The organism is Nocardiopsis sp. NPDC006139 (assembly GCF_040614155.1).
GTDB lineage: Bacteria > Actinomycetota > Actinomycetes > Streptosporangiales > Streptosporangiaceae > Nocardiopsis > Nocardiopsis changdeensis.
Map to the genome: position 1 here is coordinate 16,014 of NZ_JBEXTT010000040.1, position 11,849 is coordinate 27,862.

Annotated in this window: 12 protein-coding genes; 4 read left to right on the top strand and 8 right to left on the bottom strand. The window is 73.6% G+C overall.

Translation table 11 applies throughout. The annotated features are described in order from the left end of the window. Positions 1-72: 72 nt before the first annotated feature. The 4 genes from ABZ249_RS31445 (at position 73) to ABZ249_RS31460 (ending at position 2,426) form a co-directional block, all read left to right on the top strand. Positions 73-636, top strand: coding sequence for a hypothetical protein (locus tag ABZ249_RS31445; protein ID WP_355269995.1), 564 nt, complete (start codon positions 73-75; stop codon positions 634-636). Between the two features lie 160 nt (positions 637-796). Then, a complete protein-coding gene (locus ABZ249_RS31450) occupies positions 797-1,585 on the top strand; it encodes a ParA family protein (RefSeq protein WP_355269997.1) in 789 nt (262 codons plus the stop codon). Then, positions 1,585-1,965: a hypothetical protein gene (locus ABZ249_RS31455; RefSeq protein WP_355269999.1), complete on the top strand. Its 381-nt coding sequence runs from the start codon at positions 1,585-1,587 to the stop codon at positions 1,963-1,965. The genes ABZ249_RS31450 and ABZ249_RS31455 overlap by 1 nt, the downstream gene beginning before the upstream one ends. Before the next feature lie 77 nt (positions 1,966-2,042). After that, the gene (locus ABZ249_RS31460; protein WP_355270001.1) at positions 2,043-2,426 is read left to right on the top strand and encodes a hypothetical protein; all 384 of its coding nucleotides are present in this window, start codon (positions 2,043-2,045) and stop codon (positions 2,424-2,426) included. A 129-nt stretch (positions 2,427-2,555) separates the two neighbouring features. Here the strand turns inward: ABZ249_RS31460 and ABZ249_RS31465 are convergent, their stop codons facing one another. The 8 genes from ABZ249_RS31465 to ABZ249_RS31500 form a co-directional block, all read right to left on the bottom strand. Further along, positions 2,556-4,481: a helix-turn-helix transcriptional regulator gene (locus tag ABZ249_RS31465; RefSeq protein WP_355270003.1), complete on the bottom strand. Its 1,926-nt coding sequence runs from the start codon at positions 4,479-4,481 to the stop codon at positions 2,556-2,558. After that, positions 4,481-4,762, bottom strand: coding sequence for a hypothetical protein (locus ABZ249_RS31470; RefSeq protein WP_355270005.1), 282 nt, complete (start codon positions 4,760-4,762; stop codon positions 4,481-4,483). Before ABZ249_RS31470 ends, ABZ249_RS31465 begins: the two co-directional genes overlap by 1 nt. Before the next feature lie 412 nt (positions 4,763-5,174). Continuing rightward, entirely contained in the window at positions 5,175-5,579 is a 405-nt protein-coding gene (locus tag ABZ249_RS31475; RefSeq protein ID WP_355270007.1) for an RNase adapter RapZ, read from the bottom strand. Positions 5,580-5,648: 69 nt separating this feature from the next. Continuing rightward, entirely contained in the window at positions 5,649-6,218 is a 570-nt protein-coding gene (locus tag ABZ249_RS31480) for an NUDIX hydrolase (protein WP_355270009.1), read from the bottom strand. 34 nt (positions 6,219-6,252) lie between these two features. Next, positions 6,253-6,801 (bottom strand): NUDIX hydrolase, encoded by a 549-nt coding sequence (locus ABZ249_RS31485; protein ID WP_355270011.1) that lies wholly within the window; start codon positions 6,799-6,801, stop codon positions 6,253-6,255. 169 nt (positions 6,802-6,970) lie between these two features. Next, positions 6,971-8,137, bottom strand: a complete 1,167-nt coding sequence (gene dnaN, locus ABZ249_RS31490; RefSeq protein WP_355270013.1) for a DNA polymerase III subunit beta — start codon at positions 8,135-8,137, stop codon at positions 6,971-6,973. Positions 8,138-8,275: 138 nt separating this feature from the next. Further along, entirely contained in the window at positions 8,276-9,094 is an 819-nt protein-coding gene (locus ABZ249_RS31495; RefSeq protein ID WP_355270015.1) for a hypothetical protein, read from the bottom strand. A gap of 131 nt (positions 9,095-9,225) precedes the next feature. Continuing rightward, on the bottom strand, positions 9,226-11,463 hold the full coding sequence (locus ABZ249_RS31500; RefSeq protein WP_355270017.1) for a DNA/RNA helicase domain-containing protein: 2,238 nt from the start codon (positions 11,461-11,463) through the stop codon (positions 9,226-9,228). Positions 11,464-11,849: the final 386 nt, after the last annotated feature.

Genomic DNA, 11,849 nt, shown 5'->3' on the forward strand with positions numbered 1-11,849 from the left:
GTTCCTGGATAGGGGTCCTGGGTCTTCGGATTCGCCTGCGTGGGTGGTCGGATCGGTGGCAGTCTCGGTCCCATGAGCGAGACGACCTCCCACCCCCAGACCGCTGCCGAGACCGTGCCCGTGCGCCTCCTGGGCGGCCCGGACGACTGGCACCGCCGGGTCCTCACCGACCTGTACACCGACGCCGACCTGTCCGGCCCGCGCGAGCGCCTGGGCACCTACCTCATCAGCTCGGGCGTCCCCGCGGACCACCCCGACCCGGGCGCCCGCGCCGTGTACGAGCCCGATGCCGAACCCGCGCCCAGCGATCTGTGGTTCTTCCGCGGCTGGTTCCCGGCCGGTCCCACGGATCCCGAGCACCGCACCCCCGACCGCGAGATCGACGTGGCTGTGGCCGTGGACGGTGAGGGCCTGCCGACGGCGCTCACCCCCGTCGGCGGTGAGACGGTCCCCGTGGACCGGGTGCTCGCGCACTGGGAGGGCACGGGGGAGGACGACCTGGCGCCCGAGGCGGTGTGGCACGTGGCCACCCCGGCCGGGGTCGACTGGTGCCTGTCCCGGCACCTGGGCGACCGGTGGACCGGCGGCGAACTCCCCGCCGTGCCCCCGGCCCAGGAGCACCCCGACCTGAGCTGAAGAGCACGACAAGCGGGGCCGGAGGCGTGCTGCCTCCGGCCCCGTTCCCCGTGCGGCCCACCTCTCTGGCCAGCTGAACCTAGGTGCCTAGGTGCGCGCGGACACGCCTAGGCGTACACCTGCGTGCGCGTATGGGCGTGCCCGCGCGAGGATAGGCGCCATGACGAAGAAGATTGCGCTCGCCAACCACAAGGGCGGCGTCGGCAAGACCACCATCGCGATCAACCTGGGGGCGCATCTGGCGTCCCTGGGCAGACGGGTCCTGGTCATCGACATGGACCCCCAGCACAACGCGACCCTGGCCCTGGACCCGGTCATCGGCGACTACGCCCTGGCCGAAGTGATGGACCTGGACACGGCGACCCAGCTGCCGGTGCCCGGGTCCGCGGCCGCCGCCATCGTGCCCGCCTCCCCGGCCTGGCCCCAGGGCCTGGACCTCATCCCCGGCACCCTGGCCTCGGCCAGCCGCGAGAGCGAGCAGAGCGAGGCGCGCGAGCACCGGCTGCGCCTGGCCTGCGAGGGGGTGCTGGAGCCCTACGACTTCGTCTTTTTGGACCTGCCGCCCGCGCTCGGCCAGCTCACGGTCAACGGCCTCACCCTGGCCGATGAGGTGTGGCGCCCCACCCAGCCCGCGATCTTCTCCGCGCACGGCCTGGGCCTGCTGATGGGCACCATCGACCGGGTGCAGCGCTTCTACAACCCGAACCTGGTGGTGGGCCCCCTCCTGGTGAACAACTTCGACGGCCGCACCACCGAGGCGCGCTTTCGCCTGGACAACCTCCGGGAGGCCTACCCCGGGGAGGTCTACGACCCGCCGTGCCCGACGGCGACCGTGATCGAGAAGGCCGCCGGCGCCCAACACCCGCTGTCCGCCTACGGCGCTGAGGGCGCCCGGGTCGGCTCCTGGTACGCGGGGCTGGCCAAGGACCTGCTGGGGGTGGCCGCCTGATGGCTCCCAAGCCCAGCCCCGTGTCAGTGGCCAGGACCGGTGTCACGCCGCGGCCACCGGCCAAGCGGACCGACGCCCACCCCCTGGACCGTGGCCAGAAGGCAGAGGCACAGCGTCCGGAGACTCCTCCGGCGCCCGCCGTCCCCGAGCCCGGGGTGGCCACCGCCCCGGTGGCCGGCACCGGCGCCCCGGACACGCCGCCGACCGTGGCCAGCGTCCAGGGCACGCCCGCCTCCGAGCGCCGCCAGCTCAACGTCGGCGTGCCCAAGGACCTGAAGCTGCACCGGCGCGCGGGCCTGTACGCCGAGGACCACGGCCTGTCCCGACAGGACCAGGTCGCCCTGGCCCTGGACGCGTGGCTCCGCGAACGCGGCTACTGACCTGCTCAACCTAGGTGCGCGCGGACACGCGTAGGCGTCCCCGCGCGCACCTAACCCCCTACTCGGAACGGAACACCGTGAGCATCGACAACGACATGTCCCCCCTGGAACAGGTCCGCCGCACCAAGTTCCTGAAAGAACTCCAGCAGTCGGTGGCCACCACGCTGACCCATGCGGGCCTGGCCATCTTCCCAACGCAGGAAGAAGGAGAGGACCCGGGCGGTGCCGTGGTGAACGTGGACGCACGCAGGCACGGGGTGGCTGTGGGCTGGTTCACCTCCGATGCCCTCATCGACCAGGACCCCGGTGAGGGGTTCGTCCAGGCCTGCGAGGCCGCCATGGTCAACGCGATGGCGACCATCCTCGTCTCGGCGGGCATGAGCGTGTCCCTGTGCCCCTGGGAGTTCGACGGAGACCGGGGAGGGATCAGCCTCTTCATCGGCCTGAACAGGGATTCCTAGGTGCCTAGGTGCGCGCTCAGGTAGGTGAACGCCTAAGCGTGTGCCTACTGAGGCGCGTAGGCGCGAACCTAGACACGACGTTGGCCCGCACCCCTCGGGTGCGGGCCAACGTGTTCCCCGTGATCAGGGTCAGGGGGTTCGCGGCCGCCGGTGCGCCCAGGCGGGGTTGGGCTGGGCGAAGTCGGGGTTGGTGGCGATGCCCCAGGCGGCGAGGTCGCGGCTGCGCCACAAGAAGCTGCTGCGCTCGCCGAACTTGCCCGCCTCGGTCGCCGAGCGGCGGATGACCCCCCGGGGCCCGCCCTCCCCCGCCAGGGCCTCCCATCCCTTGGACAGGCCGCCGTGCCGGGGCCGGTAGCGGCGCACCTTGCCCCGGACCCGGCCCTGGTGCAGGAGGATCCAGGTGTGGGCGTCGGCGGGGCCCTCGCGGCGCAGGGCCCACCCCGGGCCGATCCGCTCGCCCATGTCGACCGTGACCTCCGAGCCGGGGGCCTCCTGTGGGGTGGGGGCGGGGTCGACCTCGTGCAGGGTCTCGCTGGTGGGGTCGGCCCACAGCGGGCCCGGGCGGGCCAGCAGCGCCCACACGGCGTCCTCCCGGGTGCCGCGGGTCGTCCGCGGCGGGTGGACCTGCCCCGGGTGGGGTTTGGCGTTGGCGGTGGCCTCCCACGATCGGTCGCGTTTGGCGTAGGCCAGGCGGCGCACGGTGCCCACCAGGTCGCCGGCCACCCGGATCTCGTACACCCTGTTCCCCTTCTCGGAGCCGGGGGCCTCGCTCACGCGGACGGCGGCGAGCTGGGCGTCGGTGTAGGGGCACATCGGCCGGGTGTCGAACGGCTTGCGCACGCTGCGCTTGGCATAGGCCTGCTCGGACAGCCAGGGCGGGGGCAGCGGCGCGTTCAGGTGCGCCCACAGCGCCGCGACCGCCTCGCCCCGGGTGGGCCAAGGGCCGCCCAGGACCGGGCCGGCGGGGGTGTGGGCGGTGTGTCCTCCGCCGGGGGCGTTCTGGAGCCAGCCGTGGCAGGTGCTGCCGGTGTAGATGTCGTACCGGCCCGGGACGCGGCCGCGGTAGAGCTCCCACCGGTCCATGCCCTGGGGGCGCACCTTCAGGCCGGTGTGGTAGCCGCGCAGGGACCCGATGGACACCCCCTCCTCCAGGACCTGGGGGAGCAGCTCCCGGGCGGCCGCGGTGGGGTCGGTCAGGGTGGTGACCGCTTCCGGGGGGCGCCCGCCCAGCTCGGCGTCGGACAGGGTGCGCCGCTCCTCGTCCGTGGGCCGGGAGTAGTACGCCCACCCCTCGACCAGGTCCCAGGAGCGACGTTTGCCCAGGTGGCCGATGCGTTCTCCGTCGACGTGCACCCACAGGTAGGGGTGATCGGCGTCGGGGTCGCCCGTGAGCAGCACCGTGACCGCCCTGGCCTCGGTGTCCGCGCTGCCGCCCCGGGGGTCCGGGTGGACGGTCTCCTCCCGAGCGGTGAGGCTCTCGGGTTCAGGGGCCGGCACCTCGACAGGGGGTGTCGTTTCGGGAACCGTGCCAACGGTCTCGTTCGAGGTGTCGTTTCGGGAATCGGGGTGGTCGGCGGGTGCGGGGAACGTCGCCTGCCAGGCGGCGGCCACCGCGGCGACTTCGGCGCGGTAGGCCACGCCCAGGGCGTTGCGGACCGCGCCGGCGGCCGGGGGCGGCGCCCAGGACGGCGGCAGGGTGCCGCGTTCGGCCTCGGCCAGGACCGGGCGCGAGCACGCGATCCCGGTCCCGGGCGGGAGCTGGGCGCGCACGGCGTCGGCCGCGGCGGCCAGGGTCAGCCCCGCGCCGATGCGCAGCCCGGCCAGGCCGGTGGGCAGGGCGCCTTCTTCGACCAGGTCGCCGACGCCCACACCCACGGCGGCCGCCAGCGCGGCCAGGCGCTTGACCTCGGGCCGCTCGGCCCCCTGCTCGTACTGGATGACCTGCTGGCGGGTGGTGCCCAGGTGCTCGGCGAGCTGGCGCTGGCTGAGGCCGGCGGCGGTGCGGGCGGCGCGCAGCCGGGCCGGGTCCAGGGGCAGGCCCTGCCCGCGCGCCATCAGGCGTCCTCGGTGGTGGCCGGGTCACTGATCTCGCGCTGCTCGGCCTCGGTGCTGTGGCGGGCATCGAGCAGGAGGTAGGGGCGGCCCTGGTGAGTGAGGCCGGAAGGGGCGCCCCAGCGGAAGGTGAGCCGGTCCACGGCGGCGCGCACCACGACCAGGTGCTCGATGATGTCGGGGTCCTCGCCGTCGATCACGCTGGCCCGGAGCGGGGTGTCGTCGGGCAGGTCGGCCAGCAGGGCGCGCAGGTCCCCGGCGGTGAGCGGTCGGTCTGCGGACATGGGGCGGGTCCTCTCGGGTCGGGGGTGAACCCTTCCATCCTAAACCACACGTGTCTTTTAGGTAAGGCGATTCCGCGACTCCGCCCGTGCGGTTTAGGTAACGCACGATCCGGTTCCGTCGCTCCCCCACCCGGGGGTGTGGTTTAGGACGGAGCGGGGGTGCACCCGAGGTCCGTCGGGGCGCCGGGAGCCCCGCTCCGGTGTCCGATTTTCCTAAACCTGACTCACGATAAGTGGGCGATATCATGTTCTAGACCTTGTCTCAGTACGAAGGTGGGCACAAAAAAGGCCCCCGCGCGACGTCGCGTCGCACGGGGGCCTCGTGACCGTCCTGTGACCGGGGGCGGGGGTCTACCGCCAAATCCTGTAGCGATCCTCCTCGACCCCCAAGATCCGCACGAGCCTCTCCTCTCTACCGGTCCACGACCGGGCGGGTCAGGTGGCGGGTGTCGAGCTGCACGTCGACGTCCTCGCGCCCGTCCAGGCGCTCGCACACGGCGCGGGCCACGGTGGGTGCCCGGTGGCGGCCGCCGGCGCATCCGATCGCGATGACGACGTCGGCTCCGGCGGGGCCGGAGGCCATGGCCAGGGCGGTAGTGGTGATCGCGTCGACCAGGGCGCCGATGCCGGGGGTGGCCAGGACGTGGGCGCGCACCCGGGGGTCGACGCTGGTGAGCGCCCGCAGCTCCGGGGACACGTGCGGGTCGCGGAAGTGGGTGCGCAGGTCCACCACGACGTGCGCCTCGGGCGGCGGGGCGCTGTGGAGGAACCCGAAGGACACGAGGCGGACCAGGGGCGGGAGCGGTTGGCGCTGCATGCAGATTCTCCTCAGGAAGCACGGCGGCCGCCCCTCCCATGGGAGGGGCGGCCGCGGGGGTGGATGCGGTCAGCGGACGGGGGAGGGGGCGGCCTGGGCGTAGTCCAGGACCGCGGCCAGGTCGGCCGGGGCGGTGGTGATCATGCCGAGCATGTCGGCCATGTACACCCACACCGGCTCCATGCCGGGGGCGGCCTGCCAGTCGGCCTCGGCCAGGCGGCCGTGGACGTAGGCGATGGTGCGCTCGGCCAGGTGCTGGAGCTGGCGGGGGGTGCACCAGTGGGTCGCGCGGACCTCGTCGGGGGCGGCCGCCACGGTCCCGGACCAGGTGCGGGCGCGGTAGACCATCCACTCGTGGCCGCCGTGCGGAAGCGCCGGGACGTCCGCACCGCACCTGTTCGGGAGCCACCGGTGCAGCACCAGGTCCAGGTCGCCGGGGGCGACGGTGAGCCCGTACTCCTCCAGCGTTTCGCGCACGGCGGCGTCCAGGTGGGTGGCGCCGGGGTGGACGTCGTCGACGTGGCCGGCGGGGCCCAGGGCGATCCCGGCCGGGGCGGTGGCGCGGGTGTGCGCGAGCAGCCTCCCCGCCTCGTCGAAGATCAGGGTGGCGGTGCTCTTGCCGTCGCAGATCCAGGTCATCGTCAGCTTCTCCTTCTCGGGTGTGCGGGGGTGGTCAGGCGTGCAGGGAGGGCGGGGTGGCGGCCAGGCGCTCGATCGCGTCCAGGTCCTCACCTGGCAGGTCGACGTGCCCGAGTTCGAAGAGCCACTGGCACCAGACCGGCTCCAGGCCGGGGTGCTTCGCGTACTCCTGGGCGGTGATGAGTCCGGCGGCGTGGTCGGCGGTCCGCTCGGCGAGGTGCTGGATCTCGCCCAGGTCCCACCACCCGACCCGGGCGACCTCGCGCTCGGAGGGGGCCAGGTCGCCGATGACGGTGGCGGTGAAGATCCTCCAGGTGTGGCCGCTCGACCCCTGGCGGCGGCACCGGCCGGGGTGGCGGCCGCCGACCGCGTGCGGGGTGAGTCCGGTGACCTTCAACCCGACCTCCTCGGCGACTTCCTCCCGGGCCGCCGACTCGTAGTCGGCGTGCTCATCGAGGGCGTGGCCAGCCACCGGCGCGATCCCGGCGGGGAGGGTGCCGCGCTCGATCATCAGCAGCTCGGTGCGGTCGGGCGACCAGATGAGGACGCCGACGCTGGTTCCACAGCAGGGCTTGCTCGACATACTGGGGGTACTCCTTCGTCGCAGTAGGAGTGCGGCCCGCCCCGGGTCCTTGGCCGAATCGGGGGCGGGCCGCGTGCTTTTTCGTCACACGCACTTCGCGTGACGGCGGACCGGGCGGTCCCCCCGCCGGCCCCGCGGCGTGCGCAGGGCGGGCAGAGGCACCGGCCGGTCAGGGCTGGCGGATGGGCATGACGATGTGGGTGTAGCCGGTCTCCTCGTCGTCGTCGGTGCGCACCAGCAGCGGCCGGTCCACCGCCCCCAGGGACAGGCGCATCCGCTCCCGGCGGGGGGCGGTCAGCGCGAGCAGCAGGTAGTCCGGGCGCACCGCCAGACGGATCTCGTCCTGCTCGGTGTCGACCTCGGCGGCCACCTCCTCGCTCGCGGTGCTCTCGTCATCGGCTCCGGCGCTGACCACCAGACCGCCGGGGGAGATGACGATCCGCACCGCCGTGCCGCGCGCGGCGAACAGGCCCACGCGGCGGATGGCGTCGACCAGGTCGGCGGTGGCCACGGTGATCTCGGTGTCCATCTCGGGCAGGAACTGCTTGGCCCGGTCCCAGCCGACGGTCTCCGAGCCGATCAGGCGGGTGCACAGCCGCAGCCCGTCCCCGTACAGGGCCAGCACGTCCGCGGCGCCCTGCCCCGTGGCCAGGCCGATGCCGAGCGCCTCGCCAGCCTTGGCCATGGCCTTGGCCGCCTGGGCGAGCACGGTCGCGGGCACCAGCGCCTTGTGCTCGTCGGTGTCGTTGGCCAGGACCGGTGTCCAGGGGGCGGTGGCCAGCGCGAACCGGTACCGGTCGGTGGCCGTGGCCATGAGCCCGGTCTCGGACAGGGTCAGCTCGATCCCGCACATGCCGGGGTAGGAGGAGTCGGTGTCGGCGGCGTCCACGACCTGGCGTGTGGCCTCGGCCAGGTCGGCCGCGGCCATGGTGCCGATCGCCTCGGGCCAGGCCGCCAGGGTGGGGAAGTCCTCGGCGGGCAGGGTCCGCAGGGACGCCTGGGTGGCGCCGCAGGACACCGTCACCCGGTCGGCGCCGATGGCCAGGGTGACCATCAGGGTGCGCGGCAGGGTGGCCAGCAGCGACGCGAACAGGCGGGCCGGGAGGACGACCTGGCCGGTGCCGTCGGCGTCGATGTCCAGGTCGACCCGCGCCCAGGTGTCGTAGTCGCCGGTCGTGGCCACCGCCCCCTCGGCGGTGATGTCCAGGTGGACACCGGCCAGCACCGGGACGGTGCAGATGGTCGGTGTGTGGGTGGCCACCCAGCCGATCCGGTCGGCCAGGTGGCCGGCGGAGGCGGTCAGGGTGGTGGCGCGGGTCGCGGTGGCAGTGGCCATACTGGTGAAGCTCCTGTCTATGGAGTGCGGCCCGCCCGGTCCTTGGTAGCTCGGGGCGGGCCGTCTGCGTGTTCGTGGGCCGTGCGGTCCCCCCGGCCACCCCGCCGCGGGGGCGGGGTGGCCGGAGCCAGCGCACGGTCAGGCGGCCAGGGCGTGCAGGGCCTTCACTTCGGCCTCGACGCGGGGCAGCGCGACCTGGGCCGGGGTGACCCCGTGCCGGTACTCGCCGAGGGCGTCGCGGGCCCGCAGCAGGGCCTCGCCCACCAGGTCGATCCCGGGGTGGTCGCCCGTGCGGGCCCGCACGGCCGCCGTCGCGGCCTCCTGCACGGCGGCGACCAGGTCGGGCACGCCGGCGGTCTCGCGTACCCAGTCCAGGGCGGCGACGGCGCACCCGAGGTTGCGCACCCGCTCCTGGTGGGCCTCCTCGGCGACCGCGGCCTCGTACTCGGCGCGGGTGATCTCTTCCCACACCGCCGGGTCCAGGCCGGGCACCGGGGCGGGCCAGCACAGGTGGACCACGTCGTCCACCACGGCCCGGTAGGGCGCCATCCGCCCCACCCCGTCGTCGTGGATGAACGGCATCGCCCCGGGGTAGGGGGCGTTGTCGAGGACGGCCTGGTAGTCGAAGGCGGGCAGGCCGGTGATCTGGTCGTGGAGCATGCGCCCGGTGCGGGTGCGCCGGTCGGGCAGCCACGCCAGCCCGTCCGTCGGGCGGACGGCGTGGGGGTGGGGGCGGCACCCGGCCGGGCGGGCGGGAGCGACGATCACCCAGCCGTGGACGATGCTGTCCCACAGGTACCCGCCCTCACCCAGCAGGGCGCGGTGGCGGGCGGTGAACGCGCTGACGGCGTCGCGGCGGACGCCCATCAGGGTGCGGTGCGCCTCCCGCCAGCGGCGCGAGGCGGTCTGCTCGCACCGGTAGAAGGTGGCGGTCGGCGTGCTGTAGGTGGTCCTCATCGTGTCTCTCCTTCGTTGTGCAGTGGTGCAGTGCACAGGCCCCCGCCCGGGCCGGTGTGGGCCTGGGCGGGGGCCTGTCGAGGTCAGGGCGGTGCACTTTCGGGTTGTGCACCGCCGTTGTGCAGTGGGGGTCAGGCCGCCCGGGGCGGGGCCAGGGCCAGGACGCCGCGGTCGGCTTCCACGACCAGGCCGCGCTCGATGAGGACGTCGCGGGCGTTGTAGACCGCGCGGCGGGAGCGGCCGATCCGGTCGGGGATGTCGCTGGTGCGGGTGACGCCGTCGCGGACCGCCTCCAGTACCGCCGCCTGGACCGGGGTCAGGCCGGAGGTGTCGATGAGGTCCTCGTCGTCGTCGGCCTCCACCGCGACCAGGTCGGCCAGCGAGGGCACGAGCTGGAGGGCGGGCACGGTGAACCCGGACTCGGTCGACACCGACCGGGACACCGGGACGACGGACAGCTCGTCGCCGAACAGGAACTCGTCGATGGGGACCTCACCGCGGCGCAGGGCCGCGATCTCGGCCGCGACCGCCGAGGCTTTGGCCTCGGCGGTGATCTCGTGCCGGCGCCTGTAGGCGCCTGACTGGTACATGTCGATGACGGTGGCCGAGTCCTCCTCCAGCGGGCGGACGGGGTAGCGGGCCAGGTCCGGGGCGAAGTCCTCCTGGTAGGCCGCCCGGAAGGTGGCCGCGCGGGAGTGCTTGGCGCCGGAGGCGTCGGTGGTCTCCAGCGAGTAGGCGTAGCCGCCGTCGTCGGGCAGCTTGGAGGGGTCCTGCGAGAAGTTCGGCAGGATCCCCGCGCTGATGCGGTTCGTGGAGAACATGACCACCCCGTTGCCGCGCAGCAGGGAGCTGCGCAGCGGGCCGGAGTTGCCGAAGGCGTTGAGCGTGGTGTCCTGGCTGGCACAGATGAGCGCGACGCCGACCTTGCGGCCGGTACGCCCGATCAGCTCGGCCAGGGCCGCGTTGGTCATCCCGCCGAACCCGGGGTCCTTCTTGTCCCGGACGTAGTCGTTGAGCAGCAGGTGCGACTCGTCGATGATCAGCACCAGCCCGGGCCGCTCAGGGCTCGGGGTGAACCCCTTGAGCTGGTGGGCCTTGTTGAACATCTGGCGCATCTTCATGACCGCGCACGCCGCCTCCAGGGCCTGGCGGGCCTTGAAGAGGTTTTCGGAGCAGTCCCAGTCGGCGTTGGCGGCCACCAGCGGGGAGCTGGCGCCCTCCTGGCCGTCCAGGTACCAGTACGCGGTGTTGCCACTGGCCAAAAGTCCGAGCGCGATGAGGTTGAGCAGCTCGCTCTTGCCGGAGCCGGTGTCACCGAACACGTAGCCCCCGTAGAGGCTGTTGGGCCTGTACACCTTCCAGGTCTTGACGCCGACCCCGTCGGCGTAGGGCCCCAGCGTGATGTCGCCGGTGGCGGCGTCCCACAGCGGCCGCCCGGCCACCACCGGCCCGTTCGCGTCGTGGGTGATGGGGACCCCGTCGTCGACCGGCGAGTCCACGGTCACCCGCAGCACCGCCCGGGTCGGCCGCCCCGAGGGGTGGCGCTCCAGGCTGATCATCGGCACGTCCACGTCGATCGCCGTACTGATGGCGGTGATCTTGGACCGGAGCTCGGCCAGGCCGCCGCCGCCCGGGCGCAACACCACGGTCCACTGGTGGCTGTGCTCGGTGCGCTCGTAGTCGGCCAGCGACGTACCCGCCAACGGCTTGCCGTCGGCGGCCAGGTTCTCCGCCCACGCCGCCTGGATGTGGCGCACGTCCTCGGCTTCGACGACCGCGGCCTCCAGGGCCTTGACCTGTCCGGTCGGGTAGCCGATCCGGTGGATCCGCCACCAGTGCGCCGACAGCGCCACGAACGCCGCCAACCCGCTGGTGGCCAGGGCGTGGGGGGCGTCGAACCCCACCAGCAGGGAGGCGGTCAACCACGTCCAGGCGGCGGAGCCGACCAGGACCATGCGCAGCGGGTGGGCGCGCAGCCACGCGCCCGCCTCCCGCCACCACCCCTTCGTGCGGGAGCGCACCAGGGCCAGGACCCCGGCGATGAGCGCGCCGGTGCCGGCCGCGCACGCCCACGGACCGACCGCGAGTTCGGCCGCCTGTTGGATCAGGGCCGCGGCCACGATCGCGGAGGCGGCCACCCACGGCTGGTACTGCAGGCGCAGCCGGGCGCGCAGCGCGTCGGCCTCCACCGCCCGCAGCCGCGCCGCGAACCCGCCGCCGTTCTTGGTCCGGCAGTCCGGATCTCCGGCGGCCTGGTCCAGGGCCTGGGCCAGGGTGCGCTCGAAGTCGGCGCGCAGCGCCTCCTCCAGCTTGGGGTCGACCGCCGTCCGGGTGGTCTTCTTCGTCTTCTTCGTGGCGGTCGTGGCCATCGGGGCTTCCTCCTCCAGGGCGCTCTCGCCGGGCTCAGGACACCCACGACACGGCGTCGTGGGGGTGTCCTCAACCCCCGAGATTCGTTACGGGGTGTGACGGTGTGGGGTGTTGTGCAGTTGTGCACTCCGGACCGGCCCGACACCCCCTGAGGGGCCGAATCCGGTCCGAAAATCGGGGCATACCGGACAGTGCACGGGGGTTGTGCACCGCCTGAGGGGGCATTGTGCAGTCAGCTTGTGCACCGACTGCACAACACGCAGCGTGACGATTTCAGGGTCCGGGCGGCCCCACGACCGGGGCCGCCCGGAGGGCGGATCAGCGTCCGGCGTTGGTGGCGACGTACTCCTTGTCACCCGCGTCGGGGTTGGCGTCGTACTGCTCC